This window comes from Micromonospora sp. DT227 (assembly GCF_049841835.1).
Lineage (GTDB): Bacteria > Actinomycetota > Actinomycetes > Mycobacteriales > Micromonosporaceae > Micromonospora.
Map to the genome: position 1 here is coordinate 102,318 of NZ_JBNCLA010000003.1, position 17,216 is coordinate 119,533.

Here is a 17,216-nt window from a genome sequence, read left to right on the forward strand (position 1 = left end):
GAGCAACTCGTGCCCACCCGGACGCCGGAGCCCGCCGACCGGCCACCGCCGGTCCGCGATCCCGAGGCGCCCCGCCGGGTGACGCTGTTGGAGCTCTTCTTCGATCTGGTCTACGTGGTGGCGCTCGCGCTGATCTCGCGGTACCTGATCGGCGGCGTCGGCTGGGAGCGGGCCGCCGAGTCGCTGATCATGTTGATGGCGATCTGGTGGACGTGGGCGATCACCACCCTGGTCACCGACCTCTACGATCCGCAGCGCGCGGAGATCAAGCTGCTGGTGGTGGCCGTGATGTTCGGCGCGCTGCTGATGACCACCGCCATTCCGGAGGCGTTCGGCGCCCGGGGGCTGGTCTTCGCCGGCACGTACGTGGCGATCCATCTCGGACGTGGCCTGTTCCTCATGCCGGCGGTCCGCCGGCACCCGCAGACCCGCCGCCGGGCCATCCGGATCCTCGTCTGGTTCGGGGTGTCGGCGGTGCCCTGGCTGATCGGCGCGGTCGCGGCGCACGGTACCGCCCGGACCTGGTTCTGGGCCTCGGCGCTGGCGGTCGACTACCTCGGGTTCCGGCTGGCCTATCCGGTGCCCGGTCTGGGCGCCGTGCCGGACGACCAGCGCAACGTGACCGCCGAGCACCTCTCCGAGCGCTACCAGCAGTTCTTCATCATCGCGTTGGGCGACGCGGTGCTGGTCTCCGGCACCGTGTTCAGCCTGCACCACTCCGAGGTGGAGAACATCGCGGCGTTCGCCACCGCGTTCGTCACCACGCTGCTGCTCTGGCGCGTCTACGTGCACCGCTCCGGTGAGCTGCTGCCGGAGGCCATCGCCCGGTCGAGCCAGCCGAGCCGGTTCCTCACCACCGCCCCGTACACCCATCTGTTGATGGTGGCCGGGGTGGTGACCACCGCGGCCGGCTTCGACCTGGTGCTCCTGGAGCCGACCGGACGTACGCCGCCGGCCTGGTTGGCGGTCATCCTCGGCGGCCCGGCGCTGTTCCTGACCGGTCGGGCCGCCTTCGAGTACGAGGTGTTCAGCCGGGTGTCGCTGTCCCGCCCCGGTGGTGTCCTGACGCTGCTCTGCATCGCGCCGGCACTGCTGTTCCTCGCGCCGGTGTACGCCGCCGTCGGTGCCATGCTGGTGCTGGCCGGGGTGGCCGTGGCCGACCACCGGCGCAGCCGGGGCCGTCCGCCGGAGGAGCCGGTGCCGCCGCACTGAGTTCCCGGCCGGTAATCGGAATCGGCCGTACCGGGGCCGACACGCCGTTTGGCGGATCACCCGCGCGGGGTACATGCCCTCCACCTCGAACTCACCACAACCCCGTGGAGGCAACTGATGCGCGGCACCTCGATAGTCGGCGTCCTGGTCGTCATCTGGCTCATCATCGGCGCGATCGCCGCCGGGCAGCGCGGCTACTACGGCAACGACGACACCAACTGCGCGGAGGCGGGCACGATCCTGGTCACCATCGTCGCCGGTCCGCTGAACTACATCGGCGCCAACCCGAAGATCGACTGCAAGCTTCCGGAGCCGTCGAAGTAGGTCCGCCGTCTGCCGTAACCCGCACTCCCCCCGGCCCGCGCCCGCCCAGCGAGCGCGGGCCGTTCCGTGCCCCGCCCCGCCGCCGTCACCACCGCCACGGCATCCTAGGAGGCTGGGTTGAGGAGTATGCAGCCGCCTCGGCGCGTGTTAAGCGGGGCCCCCGCCTCTACCGCAGGCGTTAAGCGGGGCCCCCGCCTTCAACCTCAACCGCCGACGTGGATGCCGGGGCGCCGGGTGGGGTCGGGCTCGGACTTTCGGATGATCTCGCGGACCACCGGCGGCGTGTCGCCGCGCCCCAGGATCAGGTAGCGCAGCAGGTGGGCGATCGGGTTCCCCTCCGACCACTCGAAGTGGCAGTGCGGGCGGACCCCGGTGGCGTCGCGCAGCGCGAGCAGGATCGCCGCGATGGCGTTCGGCGCGGCCGGGCTGCGGGCCCGCAGGATCCGGTACCCGCCGATCTCCACCCCGTGCACCCGCAACACGTGGCTGAACTGCGACGGGTCGCTGACGTCGATCTCCAGGAAGAGCACGTCGGCGGCGCCCGGAACCGGGTTCATCGACCGCTGCGCCCGCTCCTTGACCCGGTACTCCTTCACCGACCCGCTCTGCCGCTTGTTGGCGATGACATGCAGCCGCCCGTCCCGGGCGACCGACTCGTCGACGAACCGGCGGGCCGGGCCGTCGAACTCGATCCGCTCGGCGCGCAGCTCGGTGGTCCGGGTGACCCGGGAGATCAACGAGACCGCGACGATTCCGGCGATGAAGAAGCCGGAGATGGTGATGCCGTCCGGCTTCGCCACCACGTTCTCCGCGAGCGCGTACAGCAGCACGGCGGTGAGCAGCGCGAACCCGGCCGCGGCGCGCCGGTGCCGGGCCCGCGCCGCCGAGATGGTCACCGCGATCGCGCCGGAGACCATCATGGCCAGGATGCCGGTGGCGTACGCGCCGGCCTGGGCGTTGACGTCGGCGGAGAAGGCGACCGTGATGGCGATGCTGATCGCGGTGTAGACCAGCACCACCGGGCGGACCGCGCGGCCCCATTCCGGCGCCATCCCGTACGACGGCAGGTAGCGGGGCACGATGTTGATTAGCCCGGCCATCGCCGAGGCGCCCGCGAACCAGAGGATGAGCACGCTGCTGAGGTCGTAGACGGTGCCGAACGCCTCGCCGAGGCGCTCGTGGGCGAGGAACGCCAGCGCCCGCCCGTTCGCCGGCCCGCCGGGGGCGAACGCCGCCGGCGGGATCAGCACCGTGGTGACGAACGTGGTGGCGACCAGGTAGACCGACATGATCAGCGCGGCGGTGGTGAGCAGCCGACGGGTGCTGCGGATCCGGGCGGCGAGCCGGCGCTCCGGGTCGGCGCCGTCGCCGCGGACCAGCGGCATCATGCTCACCCCGGTCTCGAAGCCGGACAGTCCCAGCACCAGCAGCGGGAACGCGAGCACGCTGGTGGCCAGCACGTCGCCGGCGCCGCCGACCCGGGTCAGCCGGGCGGTCCAGTCGGTGAGCAGCCCGGGGTCCGCGGCCACCTGGGCCAGCCCGGCGACCACCACCACCGCGTTCAACGCCAGGAAGACCGCCACCAGCGGAATGGCGACCTGCACGGCCTCGCTGAACCCGAGCAGGAAGACGCCGCCGAGCACCAGCAGCAGCACCACCGTCACCAGCACGGCGGCGGTGGTGCCGTGCGGGAACGACGCGGGCAGCACCGGGTTCTCCAGCAGGTGCACACTGGCGTCGGCGGCGGAGAGCGTGATCGTGATGATCCAGGAGGTGGCCACGAAGCCGAGCAGCACCAGCACGAAGAGCTTGCCGCGCCAGAACGGCAGCAGCCGCTCCAGCATGGCCACCGAGCCCTGCCCGTGCGGGCTCTCCCGGGCCACCCGCCGGTACATCGGCAGCATGCCCAGCAACGTCAGCGCCACGATGAGCAGCGTGGCCAGCGGGCTCAGCGCGCCGGCCGCCACCGCGGCGATGCCGGGCAGGTAGGACAGGGTGGAGAAGTAGTCGACGCCGGTCAGGCACATCACCTGCCACCACGGGTGGGCCCGTGCCTGGTGCTCCCCGACCTCCGGACCGACCGGCTCGACCCGGTGCTGGAACAGCCAACGGTGCAGCCGGTCGGCCGGGGCCGCCGGACGGGTCGGCGCGGCCACCCGCTCCGGCAGCGTGCCCGGGGCGCGGGTGGCCCGGTCGCCGGGCTCGGTGTGCCGGCCGGCCCGGGCCGCGGCGGCGGCGTGCGCCTCGCGGCGGCGGTCCCGCGTACGCCGGGGCTGCTCCCCGTCCCGTGCCTGCGCCATCTGCTCCCCTCCGGCCCCCTGATCACGGTAGGCGGTGGCCGGGGCGTGGCCCGGCGGAACCGGTCAAGCACCACCGGAAGAACCGGGCGCCAGCGCGTCGCGCAGTGCCGTCGGGTCGGCGACGGTCACGGTGACCGCCGGGTGTCGGGGCCAAGGGCCGGGCGCCAGCGCCGGCACCGGTTCGTCGAACCGGAGGCAGAGACCGCCGGCGACGCTGCTGCCGAACGTCACGCCGCCGTCGGCCAACGACAGGTGCGGGCCGACCGCCCGCCACCAGCGGTACGGTCCGCTCAGCTCGACGTCGACGACGTTGGCCGGGGTGGTCCGCAGCCGCCACGGGCCGAACCGGACGACCAGCGCGTCCGGGGCGAGTTCCACCGTGGCGGTCTCCGACCGCACCCCGAGCAGGGCCAGCGGCAGCCGGAACGCGGGGTCGAAGCGGAACGGGAAGTGACGGACCGGACCTGGCGGGCCGGTCGGTTCGGGATATGACACGGCCCCGTCGTACCCGGCCGGACCGGCTCGACACCCACCGGACGGCATCCCCGCGTCCCGCGCCCGGACGGCGGGACGCGGGGACCCCCCGTCCCGGCTACTGCAGGAACGCCCCGAGGGGCGACAGCAGCAGCCGGCCGAGCAGCGCGGCGTTGTCGTCCAGCCGCGTCCGCTCACACTCACGGGCGTCCGGGTCGTGGCGGCAGTGCCAGATCTTCTGCGCGTTGCGCCACGCCACGTTGCGGGTGTACTCCACCAGCTCGCCCTGGTACCAGTCGTCGATGTCGCCGTTGACCATGTCGATCATGAGCTGCCAGTGGTCCAGGTAGCCCCGGCGCAGCTCCGGGATCCGCTCCGCGAAGATCTTGTTGATCTCCAGGTAGTCGCGGTGCTGGTCGCTGCCGTCGACCGGCTCGGACTCCAGGCTCTCCAGCGTCGTCACCAGCGCGAACGGCAGGTCGTAGTTGATGTGCGCGTTGACCCCGGCGGCGGCCGACGGCAGTGGCCGGGCGTCCGGCCCGCGCATCCGCTTGAACAGGCACGACCAGGCGCGCGGCGTGCTCGGGCTGGAGTCGGTCCAGAACCGCAGCGCCTCGAAGTAGCGGGCGGCGAACTCCACGTCGAGCCGGGCCAGGAACGCCGGATCGACGAACCGGTCCTCGTAGAGACCGTCGAGCACCGTGCTGGTGATGACCAGGTAGAGCCGGTTGAAGTCGGCGAGCGGGCAGCTCGCCTCCAGCGGCGGGAGCCGGACCAGCAGGTCCTGCAACTTGGTGAGGTGGTCGACCACCGCCGGCACGTCGGCGGGGTGGTCGGCGAGCAACCCGACGATGTCCTGGTGCACGGGACCCCAGACCGGTTCGGTCATCTCTCCTCCACGATGGTCGGCGCCCCCCACGACGCCATCCGACTCCGCCGGACAGCCTGCCAGCCGCCGGGCGTGGGTCGGATCAGTAGAACGACGTATTCGGCGTACGTCTATTCCGGACGGTTGCGCAGGAAGATGGCGCTGGCCTGCACCCGGGTCCGGACCTGGAGCTTGTCGAAGATGTGCGAGACGTGCACGCCGATCGTCCGCTCGCTGATGAACAGCCGCTGGCCGATCTCCTTGTTCGTCAGCCCCTCGGCGACCGCGGCGAGCACCTCCCGCTCGCGCGCGGTCAGCACCGCCAGCTCGTCCACCGCCGGCACCGCGGGCGCCGCGCGCGGCCGGGGCGCCGGCGCCGGCGCGTCGTCCAGGGTCACCCGGGCCCGACCCGCCAGGGTACGGATCTCCGCGCTGAGCGGCACCGCGCCGAGCGCCTGCGCCGTCGCGTGCGCCTGGCGCAGCAGCTTGCCGGCGGTCGCCATCCGGCTGCGCCGGGACAGCAGCGCCTCGGCCTGCCGCAGGCGGGAGTACGCCGCCGGATAGGGGTGGTGCCGCCGGTCCCACTCGGTGGCCGAGCGGCCCCACAGCTCGGGGTCGCCCCGGCCGTCGTCGAGCCGGCTCAGCTCGGCGTCGCAGAGCGCCAGGAAACCGTCCGCGACGTACCGGACCGGGGCACCCGCCTGGGCGCTCTTGCGGGTCACCCGGTCGACCACCTCGCGCAGCCGGCGCACCGCGTTCGGGTCCACCTCCACCGTCCGGCTGGCCGCCGCCTCGGCCTCGGCCCGCAGCCCGTGCCAGGCCAGCGTGGCCAGCACGATGACGTCGTCGGAGCGGCTCTCGGTCAGGCCCCGCTGGACGGCCTGCCGGGCCAGGTCGTGCCGGCCCTGCCACATGGCCAGCCCGGCGCGCAGGATGAGCATCGGCAGCACGTGCCGGGCGCCGCCGCCGGCCAGCACCGTGGCGACCGCCTCCAGGTCACGGTCGGAGGCCTCGACGTCGCCGTACCCGACGGAGAGCCGGCACCGGGCCAGCAGCAGCTCGACCGCGTCCGCGCCGGACGGCCGGTGCCGCAGCGCGGCGGCGACGACCTTCTCCGCCTCCGCCCACTGCCCGACCCGGAACAGCCCGTTCGTCGCCACCGCCAGCAGCCGGGTCTCCCAGGTGCGGCCCAGACCCAGCTCGGCGACGCGCTCGGCGCCGCGGCGGGCCACCACGACACCCTCCTCCAGGATGTTGAGCGGCCCGGTGAGCAGCTCCGCCAGGTGCAGGTACGCGCAGGCCACGTCCTCCGGCCGGCCGGAGGACTCGGCGGTCTCCAGCGCCCGGCGCATCACCGTCAGCCCGTCCGCCGGGTCGCCCAGGAACGCCTCGCTGAAGCCGAGCGCGGAGCTGGCCAGCACCACCTCGGAGGTGCAACCGGGCACGGCGGCGGCCAGGTCGAGCGCCTCCCGGGCCTGCTCGCCGGCCTCGGCGTAGCGCCCCAGGTGCAGCAGCAGCTCGGCGCGGCGGGCGGCGGCGGTGCACCGCTCGTGCGGCGAGCAGTCGGCCGCGGAGAGCACCCGTCGGTACTCCTCCTCGGCCGGCGCGGAACGGCCGGCGGCGGCCAGGTAACGGGCCCGCCGGATGTGCAACGCGCAGGTCGGCGGGCCGGCCGGATCGGCCGACAGCTCCGCCAGCAGGGTCAGCGCCCGGGCGTGCTCGCCGCTGTGGTGCGCGGCCTCCGCGGCGTGGCTGAGCAGCTCGGCGCGGTCCACCTCGACGGGCGCCGGCCGCCCGCCGTCGGGTGGCACCATGGCCGGCGTGGCGGCCAGCGTCAACGCGGTCGACCAGTGGCGGTGCGCCTCGGCGTACCCGTGCAGCCGTTCCGCCTCGCGGGCGGCGGCCATCGCCGCCGGCAGCGCCCGGGCCGGCTCGCCGGCCTGCCGCCAGTGGTGGGCCAGCCGGGCCTGGTGCAGCTCCGCCGGGGCGGCGGTGAGCGCCTCGGCGTAGCGGCGGTGCAACGCGGCCCGCTCGGCGGGCAGCAGCGCGTCGGCCAGGATCTCGGCGACCAGCCGGTGCCGGAGCCGGTAGCCGTCGTCGGCGCCGACCAGCAGGCGGTGCGCCACCGCCTCGCGCACCGCGTCGAGCAGCTCGTCCTCGGGCAACCGCACCACCTGCGCCAGCAGCCAGTGCTCGACCGGCTCGACGCCGGCGGCGACCGCCTGGACCACGGCGTGCGCCGGCTGGGGCAGCGCGTCGACCCGGCCCAGGAAGACCTCGCGCAGCGTGTCGGAAAGGCCGTCGCGGCCGTCCCGCCGGTCGCGGGCCAGCTCCTCCACCACGAACGGGTTGCCGCCGCTGCGCTGCCACAACTGGTCGGCGGCCTCCGGCGGCAGCGGCGCGCCGACGATCGCGGCGGCCAACTCGTCCGTGCCGGACCGGTCCAGCGGGAGCAGGTCGACCACCTGGACGGAACGCAACCGGCGCAGCTCGGCGAGCACCCGGCGCAGCGGGTGCGCGCCCCGCAGCGACTCCGCGCGGATCGCGGCCAACACGGACAGTTGCAGGTCACCCAGGCCGGCGAGCAGATAGAGCAGGAGCTGACGGGTGCTCCGGTCGACCCACTGGAGGTCGTCGAGCACGAGCACCAGCGGCCGGCCACCGGCCACCAGGTGCAGCCCCTGGGCGACCCGTTCCAGCAGCGCGCCCGCGCCGTCCGGGCCGGGGGTCTCCTCGTCGAACACCTGCAACAGGCCCCGGACCGCCGAGGTGGTGCGCGCCTCGGCCAGATCGGCGTCGAGCCGCCGCAGCGCCTGGCGCACCGGGTGCAGCGGCGAGGCGTCGCCGATGTCGAGGCAGGTGCCGGTGAGCACCAGCGCGCCGGCCTGCCGCACCTGCTCGCCGACCTCGCTCAGCAGCCGGGTCTTGCCCACCCCGCTCTCGCCGGTGAGGAAGACCGCCGCGGTGTGCCCCGGGGCGACGTCGTCGAGCAGCGCCGAGCGCAGCGTCGCCACGGTCCCGGCGCGGCCGACGAGCGGTGCGGAGTCCACGTCGCTGGCCATGGGACGCAGCCTAGTCACAGGTCCCCGCACCGTTCTACGGCGTTCCGGGCCCTGTGGTACCTCCCGCGTCGACAACACGACTAACGGTTGCGCGTGGCCGACATACGTCGTCCTACCGATCCCCCGAGGGCCCGGTGGTGAAAGTGTCCGGAGGTCGTCGGGCACCGGACCAGGGAAAGGGTGGGTGCGATGTTGATCACCACGCCCGTGGCGAGTCGGGAAGCCGCCCGCGCGGCGCTCTGGCCGGTACCGGAGGAACGCCGCACCGTCACGGTGCTCTTCGTCGACATCGTCGGCTCGACCGGTCTGGTGGAACGGCTCGACCCGGAGGACGTGCGGACGCTGCAACGGGTCTACTTCGGCACCGTCTCCGGCGTGCTGCGCCGGTGGCGGGGCGTGGTGGAGAAGTACGTCGGCGACGCCGTGATGGCGCTGTTCGGCGCGCCCGGCTGCGACGGCTTCGACGCGTACCGGGCGGTCCGGGCCGGACTGGAGATCCAGGCGGCGCTGGACCGGCGGTCGCCGGGCGACGCCCGGCTGCGGGTGCGGGTCGGCGTGGCGACGGGCGAGGTGCTGGTGGACCTGACCGGCGCCCGCGACGGCGGCCACGGCGCGGCCAGCGGCGCGGTGATCACCACCGCCGCCCGGCTCCAGGAGTACGCGCCGCCGGGCGGCGTGGTCGTCTGCCCGGTCACCCGGCGGGCGGTCGCCGGCCTCGTGGAGCAGCGTCCACTCGCGACCGCGACGATGGCCGGCAAGACGCTGCCGCTGGACGTCTGGCGGGTGACCGGGGTGTCCCCGTACCGGCCGACCCGGCACCGTGGCCCGCTGGTGGGCCGCCGGCGTGAACTGGCCGGCGCGGCCGACGCGGTGACCCGGGCGCTGCGTGAGCGCCGGCCACGGTGGATCTCCGTGACCGGGCCGCCCGGCAGCGGGCGCAGCCGACTGCTGCACGAGCTGACCCGCGCCGTGACGCGCGTGGACGGCACGGCGGTGCGCTGGTGCGTGGCGCACTGCCCGCCGTACCCGGAGGGAGACCTGGCGCCGCTGGCCGACCTGGTCCGCGCGCTGCTCACCCCGGATGCGACCGACCGGCCGGCCACCGTACGCCCGCTGCCCGGCTCGGCCCCGGGCGCGGCCGGATGGGCCGCGACCAGCCCGGCGCTGGCCGCGTTCCTCGCCGCGCCGCGCGACGCCGCGGCGGCGGCCCGGGCCGCGGTGGCCGCCCGCGAGCTGCTGCTCGACCGGGCCGCCGGAAGCCCGGTGGTGGTGGCGGTGGACGACCTGGACCGGGCCGCGCCGGCCCTGCACCGGTTCCTGGGCCAGCTGTACGCCGCGGCCGGCGACCGCGGGCTGGCGCTCGCGGTGGTCACCACCCACGGCGCCGGCCACGCCGACCCGCGGCCGGCGCCGGTCGCCCGGCGGCTGCGGATCTGGTTGCCGCCGCTGGGCGCGCGGGACACCGGCCGTCTGCTGCGGCACCTGCTGGACCGGGCCGACCGGCCCGCCGCGCTGGCCGCCACGCTGCTGCCGCTGGTCGGCGGCAACCCGGCCGTCGCGAGCGCGTACGTGGCGGCCGACGCGGCGGAGGATGAGCCGGCCGGGGTGCCCGCACCGGTCCGCCGGCTGGTGGACGCCCGGCTGGACCGGCTGGACGGCGCGCAGCGCGCGGTGCTGATGGCGGGCGCGGTGGTCGGCGGCCCGGTCACCGCGGCGACCGTCGAGCGGATGCTCGCCTGGCCGGCCGGCCAGGCCGGGCCGGTGCTGCGCGCCCTGGCCGCGGCCGGCCTGCTCCGCCGCACCGGCGTCGGCGCCGGCGCCGTCCCGGGAGCCGGCGGAAACGCGGGCGCGGACGGGACCGCGCCGGACGGTGCGCGCGAGTGGGCTGATTCGGACACCGGAGCGGGCGTGGGCGTCCGGCGCACCGGTGTCGGCTCGCGCAGCACCACCGTCCCGGGTGTCTTGGGCATCTCGGGTATCCCGCGCGGCTCGGGTATTCCGGGCGGCTCGGGCGGCTCGGGCGGCTCGGGCGGCCCGGGCGGCCCGGGCGGCCCGGGCGGCCCGGGCGGCTCGGGCGGCCCGGGCGGCTCGGGCGGCCCGGGCGGCTCGGGCGGCTGGACGATCGTCGAGCCGGTGGTGGCCCGGGTGGCCGCGCACCGGTTGCCGCGTGCGGTGCGGGCGGACTTCGTCCGCCGGCTGACCAGCGGTGGGTCGGTGCCGGCGATCCGCGCCGACCGCATCGGCGTACCCGTCGCCGTCCGGTCCGGGGCCATCCCCGGGCCGGCGACCGACGCGCGCTCCGGCGCGGTCGTCGGAGCGCGCGTCGACGCCGGGTCCGGCATCGGGGCGGGAACCGATGCCGGGTGGGGAGCCTGGACCCGGACGGGAACCGGCGTCGGGCGGGGGGCCCGCACGGGGACTGGCGTCGGCACGGGGGCCGGCATCGCTGACAGAGGGATCAGCGGCCGTTCGGGTATCGGCACGGGGGCCGGCGTCGCTGACCGGGGAATCAGCGGCCGTCCGGGTGCCGGCGTGGTGCGCCAGGTGGCCGACCAGCCGGGTGAGGCTCCCGCGCGCCTGCCGGCGCCGGTGGGGACCGGCGTCCCCGGGTGGGACGCCGAGGAGCGGGTGACCTGCCCGCTCGGGGCGGGGCGGTCGCGCCGGTCGGGTGGAGGGGCCCGACCGGCGCCCGTCCCGCCGTCCGGACCGGACGGGGCCGCCGCACTCCGGTCGGCGACGGAGCGATCGGGGTACGCCGACGCGGCCGTCATCCGGGCCGACCCGTCACGGGGGGAGATCGGGCCGCGGAACCCGCCGGTCGACCTCGGGCAACGGGACACTCCGAACGGCGCCGGGCGACGGCACGGCGCCGTCAGCGGCGGGCAACCGGACGCTCCGGTCAGTGGCGACGGGCGGACCCGACCGGGTTACCCGGCCCCGTACCGGCCAGTCGGCGCGGCACGGGTCACACCTGACGGCGCGGCACGGGTCGCACCGGGCGGCCCAGCACGGGTCGCATCCGGCGGTCCAACGCGGGTCACACCTGACGGCTCGGCACGGGTCGCACCTGACGGCTCGGCACGGGTCGCATTGGGCCGCTCGGCACGGGTCGCATTGGGCCGCTCGGCACGGGTCGGCTGGGTGGCCGGCCTGCCCGAACGAGCGGGCCGGGGCCGGCGAACACCGACGCCGCCCGACGCCGCGCTCGGGCTGGCGGCCTGACGGTCGCGTCCGGGTCGGAGCGGGCACGGGGCCACTCCGGCCCGGGCAGCGGCCGTGAACAGTCGCACCCGGCAAGCGGCCGGTGGCGCCACGTGCGCGATTCATCGACCTTGGAGTGGTGGCACCTCCGATACCAGGAGTAAACCGACATACCTTGGCACCACTAGTCCAAGATCGACGAAGTGGCCGGGGCGGACGCGGACGCGGGGCGGGGTGGGCCGGGTCAGGCGCGGGCGATGACCCGGCTGTGTCCCCGGAACTCGGCCACCACCTCGTCGCCGCGTCGCACGGTGACGTCGTAGATGCCGCTGCGGCCGTGCCGGACCCGCTCGGTGGCGTACGCGTCCAGCACGTCGCCCGCGCGCACCGGGCGCAGGAAGGTGATCTCGCCGCCGGCGGCCACGGTGGCCGGGCCGTGGCTGTTGCAGGCCAGCGCGAACGCGGTGTCGGCGAGCAGGAACACGAAACCGCCGTGGCCGATCGCATGCCCGTTGAGCATCGCCGGGGTGACCCGCATCCGGGCCACTGCCGCACCGTCGCCGGCCGAGACGAGCTCGATGCCGAGCCCGGTCGAGGCGACATCGGCGTCGAACATGTCGTGGGCCGCGGTACGCCCGCCGTCGTCCGTCATCTCAGTGCTCCCGCCGCTGGTCGACGATGCGGCGCATCTTGCCCATCGAGCGTTCCACCCCGTCCGGCTCGATCACCCGGACCGCCACGGAGACGCCGATGGTGTTCTTGACCTGCTCGACCAGGGCCGCCCCGGCCCGCTCCGCGTCGGCCTCGGCGGCGTCGGCGCGGCGCTCGACGTGGACGGTGAGGGTGTCCAGCCGTCCCTGCCGGTCGAGTACGCACTGGAAGTGCGGCGACAGCGCGGGGGCCCGCAGGATCAGCTCCTCGATCTGGGTCGGGAAGACGTTCACCCCCCGGACGATCATCATGTCGTCGGTGCGTCCGGCGATCTTCTCGATCCGCCGCATGGGGCGGGCCGTGCCGGGCAGCAGCCGGGTGAGGTCACGGGTGCGGTAGCGGACCACCGGCATCGCCTCCTTGGTCAGCGACGTCAGCACCAGCTCGCCGCGTTCGCCGTCGGGCAGCACCGCGCCGGTGACCGGGTCGATGATCTCGGGATAGAAGTGGTCCTCCCACAGGTGCAGGCCGTCCTTGGTCTCCACGCACTCGACCGCCACGCCGGGGCCCATCACCTCGGACAGGCCGTAGATGTCCAGCGCGTGCAGGTCCAGCCGCTGCTCCAACTCCCGGCGCATGTCCTCGGTCCACGGCTCGGCCCCGAAGATGCCCACCCGCAGCGAGGTGGCCCGCGGGTCGACACCCTGGCGTTCCATCTCGTCCACGATGGCCAGCATGTAGCTGGGGGTGACCATGATGACCTCCGGTTCGAGGTCACGGATCAGCATGACCTGCCGCTCGGTCATGCCGCCGGAGACCGGGATGACCGTGCAACCCAGCTCCTCGGCGCCGTAGTGCGCGCCCAGGCCGCCGGTGAACAGGCCGTAGCCGTACGCGACGTGCACCCGGTCGCCGCGCCGGCCGCCGGCGGCCCGGATCGAACGCGCCATCAGGGTGGCCCAGGTGTCCAGGTCGGCGCGGGTGTAGCCGACCACGGTGGGGCGTCCGGTGGTGCCGGAGGAGGCGTGCAGCCGGGCGATCCGCTCCCGGGGCACGGCGAACATGCCGAACGGGTAGTTCTCCCGCAGCTCGGCCTTGGCGGTGAACGGGAAGCGGGCCAGGTCGGCCAGGTCGCGGACGTCGTCGGGGTGGGCGCCGGCGGCGTCGAACGCGCGCCGGTAGTGCGGCACGTGCGCGTACGCGTGCCGCAGCGAGTGGCGCAACCGGTCCAGTTGGAGCGCCCGCAGCTCGTCGACGCCGATCCGCTCGGCGGGATCCAGCTCGTCCGGACGAGGGGTGCGGTCCTGCACGGTTGCCTCCTGCGCGACGGGCCCGACGCCGCCGCGCCGGGCGGGAACCCGCTCACCGTACGCCCGTACGGCCCACCCTGCCAGGTCAACGCCACCTCCTCGCCGATCTTGCGGTTACCGCCCTCCGCACGGGCGGTTCGCGCCCTTTGCCGGGGCCGGTACTACAAGATCGACGAGGAGGCGCGGGGGTCAGGGCAGGGTGGGGCAGGGTGGGGCAGGGCGGGTTATGCTCGGTGAGCCGGCGGTGGGGCCCGCCGTCCCGGGAGGCGCCGGGAGAACCGCGACCACGCCAACGGTCCCTGCCAGTGATGCCCGTCCTGGTGGGAGGCACCGTGCGACGACCGCCCGAGTCCCGCGTCGATCCGGACGTCGATCTCCGCGTACCCGCCGACCGGACGGAGCTGACCGCGCGCCCGGCGGCGGTGCTCGGCGTGATCGCCGCCGGCGGCGTGCTCGGCGCGCTGGCCCGCGCCGGCGCGCAGGCCGCCGCGCCGCACCCGCCCACCGGTCTCCCCTGGGCCACGTTCGGCGTCAACGTCACCGGGTGCCTGCTGATCGGCGTCCTGATGGCGGTCCTCACCGCCCGGCCGGCCGGGCCGCTGGTCCGGCCGTTCCTCGGCGTCGGCGTGCTCGGCGGGTTCACCACGTTCTCCGCGTACGCGGTCGACGCGCAACGTCTGGTGACCGCCGGCGCGCCGGGCACGGCGCTGGTCTACCTGGCCGCGACCGTGCTCGCCGCGCTGCTGGCGGTCGCCGTCGGGGACGTGGTGACCAGCCGGCTGCTGGCCGCCCGGCGCGGGGAGGCCCGGTGACCGTCCTCTGGATCGCGCTCGGCGCGGCGCTCGGCGCTCCGCTGCGCTACCTCGCCGACCGGGCGGTGCAGGCCCGGCACGACTCCGCGTTCCCGTGGGGCACGCTGACCGTCAACGTGGCCGGCTCGCTGCTGCTGGGCGCGGTGCTGGCGGTGCCGGCCGATCCCGCGGTGACCGCGCTGGTCGGCACCGGCTTCTGCGGCGCGCTGACCACCTGGTCCACGCTCAGCTACGAGACGCTGCGGCTGGCCCGCACCGGCGCGCGTCTCCACGCGTACGCGAATGTGCTGGTCAGCGTGGTCGCCGGGCTCGGCGCGGCCTTCGTCGGGTACGCGTTGGCCGCCGCGTTCACCGGCTGACGGGGCAGCCGGCGGGGGCGGGCGGCGATAGCATCCCGCCATGGAGCTGCGCCACCTGGCCGACCGGGTCTGGCTGTTCCCCGGCGACCCCGACCCGGGCGCGGTGCGGCCCACCGTGGCGGTGGTCGCCGACGATCGCGGCAGCGTGCTCGTCGACGCCGGCCACAGTCCCGCGCACGCCCGGGAGATCCGTGCCGGGGTCGCCGCCGCCCGGCTGCCGGAGCCGCGCTGGCTGGTCTACACCCATCACCACTGGGACCACGTCTGGGGCGCCTGCGCCTGGCCGGGCGTGGAGATCGTCGGGCACGAGGCCGGGGTCGCGCCGTTGCGCGCCGAGGCGGCCCGCCCGTGGAGCCACCGTCACCTGCGGGAGCGGGTCCACGCCGAGCCACGGCTCGGGCCCAGCTACCGGGCGCGGGCGCTCGCCGTGGACGACTGGGACGGCTTCGCGGTGCTGCCGCCGACCCGCACGTTCACCGACGAGCTGATGCTGCCCACCGGCGTGGTGCTGCGGCACGTCGGTGGTCGGCACGCCCCCGACTCGACGGTGGTGCTGGTGCCGGACTCCCGGGTGCTGCTGCTCGGCGACTGCTGGTACCCGCCGCCGCTGCACGAACGCGGCCCGACCGACGGGCCGGATCTGGCGCTGGCCCGGAGCCTGCTCTCCGAGCACGTCGAGTGGTACGTCTCCGCGCACGACGAGCCGCTGGGCCGGGACCAGGCCCGCGCCGCGCTCGGCGAGTGAGCGGCCGCCGGCACACCCCGCGCGACCGCGATGACCCGGCGCGGACCGGCCCGGAGCGCACCGCCCCTGGCCTCGACCCGTCCGGTCCAGCCGGCCCAGACGGCCCGGGCCGGGCCGGGCCGCAGGTCAGCGTGCGTGGCGTTCCGGGTGCGCCCGGTTCCAGGCCCGCATCCGCTCCGGGTAGCCGGTGCGGGCCGCCTCGTAGAGCGGCACCGCGTGCCGTTGGGCGATCTTGCCGGTGACCCGGGGCGAGCCGGTGCGGCGGCGGATCCACTCCCCGTCGTGAGCGATGGCGACCACCGTGGTGTCGGTGGCGGTGGTCTCCGGTTCCAGATAGAACTCGACCCCGCGCCGGCTGGCCACGAACGCCTCCAGCTGCGCCAGATCCTCCCGGTTCGCCTCGCGGTCGAGCTTCGTCGGCGTTGTCGGCTCGGCGGCCCGTCGGCTGAACCAGCCCATGCCCGCCTCCTCTCCTCGGCGTCGGACTCCAGTGCAGCACGCGCGCCTGGCAGGGGCCTGGGAGTGCAGTGGGAGTCGGCTGAGCCGCTCAGCCGGCCGGCCGGTCCGCTCCGGCCGGCGCGCGCAGCACCGGCACCAGCGCCAGCGTGGGCAGCAGGAGCAGCGGCACCAGGCCGAGCGCGTTCAGCACGCCGAGGTGGTCGCCGAGGAAGCCGAGCAGCGGCGGCCCGGCGAGGAACGCGGTGTAGCCGATCACCGCGACCACGCTGACCCGGGCCGGGGCCTTCTCCTCGTCGTCGGCGGCGGCGCTCATCCCGACCGGGAAGCCGAGCGACGCGCCGATCCCCCACAACGCCACGCCGACCACGGCCAGCGGACCGGAGCCGGCCAGCACGGCCAGGGCGGCGCCGACGGCGGCGAGCCCGATGGTGCCGAACAGCACCGGCACCCGTCCCCAGCGGTCGATGGCGATCGTGCCGAGGGTCCGGCCCAGCGTCATACCGACCACGAACACGCCGAACACGACGGCGCCGACCGCCTCGTCGACGCCGTACCCGTCGACGAACGCCACCGCCAGCCAGTCGTTGGCGCTGCCCTCGGTGAACGCCATGACCAGCACCAGCAGGCCGACCAGCAGGGTGCGCGGCTCCCGCCAGGCGGTCAGCAGCGCCCGCCGCCGGGCCGCCGGCTCGCCCGCGCCTGTCGACTCGGCCGGCGCGGACAGGAACGCCCGCGCCCCGAGCAGCGTGCCGGTCAGGATCAGCACCGCCAGGACCGGCAGGTGCACCTCGATCGGCACGTCGAGCCGGGCCGCTCCCGCGCCGAGCCCGGCCCCGGCCACCGAGCCGAGACTCCAGGCGGCGTGGAAGCGGGGCATGATCGTACGGCCGATCCGCCTCTCCACGACCGCGCCCTCGACGTTCATCGCCACGTCGCACAGGCCGGAGCCGAAGCCGAACGCGGCGATCCCGAGCCCGACGCCGACCACCCAGCCGGCCAGGCCGGTGGCGAGACCGGCCACCGTCATGCCGAGCGCGACCAGCACGGTCGCCACGACCACCGTGCGGGCCGGGCCGATCCGCTGGGTGACCAGACCGGCGGCGGGCATGGCCAGCAGCGCGCCCACCGACATGCAGAGCAGCAGCAGGCCGAGCCGGCTCGGGCTGAGGCCGAGCGCCTCCCGGACCGCCGGCACCCGGGAGAACCAGCTGGCCATCGCGAGCCCGTTGAGGGCGAAGACGACGGCGACGCCGTTGCGGGCGGCCAGCACCGGCCGCAAGGCCGGTGGCCGTGACGCGGCCGGCGCGTCGAGGGCGTTGCTCACGGTGCGGTAGTCCCTTCCCCGAATGGTTCCCGACGACCATCGCACACCTGAGAGCGCTACCACCACAAGCGCTCCCACCCCTTACCATGTCCGGTCCGGACCGGGCATGATGCGC

General features: G+C 75.5%; 14 protein-coding genes. 6 read left to right on the forward strand and 8 right to left on the reverse strand.

Translation table 11 applies throughout. From position 1 onward, the window contains the following. Positions 1-9: 9 nt before the first annotated feature. Both ACLQ2W_RS12780 and ACLQ2W_RS12785 read left to right on the forward strand, forming a co-directional pair. Positions 10-1,212 carry a low temperature requirement protein A gene (locus ACLQ2W_RS12780; protein ID WP_425786560.1) on the forward strand — a complete coding sequence of 401 codons (1,203 nt, stop codon included), beginning with the start codon at positions 10-12 and terminating at the stop codon, positions 1,210-1,212. Positions 1,213-1,329: 117 nt separating this feature from the next. Then, positions 1,330-1,536, forward strand: coding sequence for a hypothetical protein (locus ACLQ2W_RS12785; RefSeq protein WP_091574126.1), 207 nt, complete (start codon positions 1,330-1,332; stop codon positions 1,534-1,536). A gap of 203 nt (positions 1,537-1,739) precedes the next feature. Here the strand turns inward: ACLQ2W_RS12785 and ACLQ2W_RS12790 are convergent, their stop codons facing one another. The 4 genes from ACLQ2W_RS12790 to ACLQ2W_RS12805 form a co-directional block, all read right to left on the reverse strand. Beyond that, positions 1,740-3,836, reverse strand: a complete 2,097-nt coding sequence (locus ACLQ2W_RS12790) for an amino acid transporter (protein WP_425786561.1) — start codon at positions 3,834-3,836, stop codon at positions 1,740-1,742. 63 nt (positions 3,837-3,899) lie between these two features. After that, on the reverse strand, positions 3,900-4,331 hold the full coding sequence (locus ACLQ2W_RS12795) for a hypothetical protein (RefSeq protein WP_281941770.1): 432 nt from the start codon (positions 4,329-4,331) through the stop codon (positions 3,900-3,902). Between the two features lie 97 nt (positions 4,332-4,428). Next, the gene (locus tag ACLQ2W_RS12800) at positions 4,429-5,199 is read right to left on the reverse strand and encodes a DUF5995 family protein (protein ID WP_107160365.1); all 771 of its coding nucleotides are present in this window, start codon (positions 5,197-5,199) and stop codon (positions 4,429-4,431) included. Between the two features lie 110 nt (positions 5,200-5,309). Further along, complete coding sequence (locus tag ACLQ2W_RS12805) at positions 5,310-8,240, reverse strand: helix-turn-helix transcriptional regulator (RefSeq protein WP_425786562.1); 2,931 nt, start codon at positions 8,238-8,240, stop codon at positions 5,310-5,312. A 189-nt stretch (positions 8,241-8,429) separates the two neighbouring features. On the opposite strand from ACLQ2W_RS12805, the gene ACLQ2W_RS12810 reads away from it, so the two are divergent. After that, positions 8,430-11,462, forward strand: coding sequence for an AAA family ATPase (locus ACLQ2W_RS12810; RefSeq protein ID WP_425786563.1), 3,033 nt, complete (start codon positions 8,430-8,432; stop codon positions 11,460-11,462). 223 nt (positions 11,463-11,685) lie between these two features. Here the strand turns inward: ACLQ2W_RS12810 and paaI are convergent, their stop codons facing one another. Together paaI and paaK are read right to left on the reverse strand one after the other, a co-directional pair. Continuing rightward, positions 11,686-12,093: a hydroxyphenylacetyl-CoA thioesterase PaaI gene (gene paaI, locus ACLQ2W_RS12815; RefSeq protein ID WP_425786564.1), complete on the reverse strand. Its 408-nt coding sequence runs from the start codon at positions 12,091-12,093 to the stop codon at positions 11,686-11,688. A 1-nt stretch (position 12,094) separates the two neighbouring features. Then, entirely contained in the window at positions 12,095-13,402 is a 1,308-nt protein-coding gene (paaK, locus tag ACLQ2W_RS12820; protein ID WP_425786565.1) for a phenylacetate--CoA ligase PaaK, read from the reverse strand. A gap of 308 nt (positions 13,403-13,710) precedes the next feature. Here paaK and ACLQ2W_RS12825 point away from each other — a divergent pair, with 308 nt between their 5' ends. Genes ACLQ2W_RS12825 through ACLQ2W_RS12835 form a run of 3 tightly spaced genes read left to right on the forward strand, consistent with a single transcriptional unit; the run spans position 13,711 to position 15,318 of the window. Beyond that, entirely contained in the window at positions 13,711-14,214 is a 504-nt protein-coding gene (locus ACLQ2W_RS12825; RefSeq protein WP_425786566.1) for a FluC/FEX family fluoride channel, read from the forward strand. After that, entirely contained in the window at positions 14,211-14,573 is a 363-nt protein-coding gene (crcB, locus tag ACLQ2W_RS12830; protein WP_425786568.1) for a fluoride efflux transporter CrcB, read from the forward strand. The genes ACLQ2W_RS12825 and crcB overlap by 4 nt, the downstream gene beginning before the upstream one ends. Positions 14,574-14,613: 40 nt before the next feature. Then, positions 14,614-15,318, forward strand: a complete 705-nt coding sequence (locus ACLQ2W_RS12835; RefSeq protein ID WP_425786569.1) for an MBL fold metallo-hydrolase — start codon at positions 14,614-14,616, stop codon at positions 15,316-15,318. Positions 15,319-15,444: 126 nt separating this feature from the next. Here ACLQ2W_RS12835 and ACLQ2W_RS12840 read toward each other — a convergent pair whose 3' ends face one another. Together ACLQ2W_RS12840 and ACLQ2W_RS12845 are read right to left on the reverse strand one after the other, a co-directional pair. Beyond that, positions 15,445-15,777, reverse strand: a complete 333-nt coding sequence (locus ACLQ2W_RS12840) for a hypothetical protein (protein ID WP_425786570.1) — start codon at positions 15,775-15,777, stop codon at positions 15,445-15,447. Positions 15,778-15,865: 88 nt separating this feature from the next. After that, positions 15,866-17,101 carry an MFS transporter gene (locus ACLQ2W_RS12845; protein WP_425786571.1) on the reverse strand — a complete coding sequence of 412 codons (1,236 nt, stop codon included), beginning with the start codon at positions 17,099-17,101 and terminating at the stop codon, positions 15,866-15,868. Positions 17,102-17,216: the final 115 nt, after the last annotated feature.

Coding starts and splice junctions, on each gene's coding strand:
- ACLQ2W_RS12785 (WP_091574126.1), top strand. CDS start 1,330: ATGCGCGGCACCTCGATAGTCGGCGTCCTGGTCGTCATCTGGCTCATC.
- ACLQ2W_RS12790 (WP_425786561.1), bottom strand. CDS start 3,836: ATGGCGCAGGCACGGGACGGGGAGCAGCCCCGGCGTACGCGGGACCGC.
- ACLQ2W_RS12800 (WP_107160365.1), bottom strand. CDS start 5,199: ATGACCGAACCGGTCTGGGGTCCCGTGCACCAGGACATCGTCGGGTTG.
- ACLQ2W_RS12805 (WP_425786562.1), bottom strand. CDS start 8,240: ATGGCCAGCGACGTGGACTCCGCACCGCTCGTCGGCCGCGCCGGGACC.
- ACLQ2W_RS12810 (WP_425786563.1), top strand. CDS start 8,430: ATGTTGATCACCACGCCCGTGGCGAGTCGGGAAGCCGCCCGCGCGGCG.
- paaI (WP_425786564.1), bottom strand. CDS start 12,093: ATGACGGACGACGGCGGGCGTACCGCGGCCCACGACATGTTCGACGCC.
- ACLQ2W_RS12825 (WP_425786566.1), top strand. CDS start 13,711: ATGCCCGTCCTGGTGGGAGGCACCGTGCGACGACCGCCCGAGTCCCGC.
- ACLQ2W_RS12835 (WP_425786569.1), top strand. CDS start 14,614: ATGGAGCTGCGCCACCTGGCCGACCGGGTCTGGCTGTTCCCCGGCGAC.
- ACLQ2W_RS12840 (WP_425786570.1), bottom strand. CDS start 15,777: ATGGGCTGGTTCAGCCGACGGGCCGCCGAGCCGACAACGCCGACGAAG.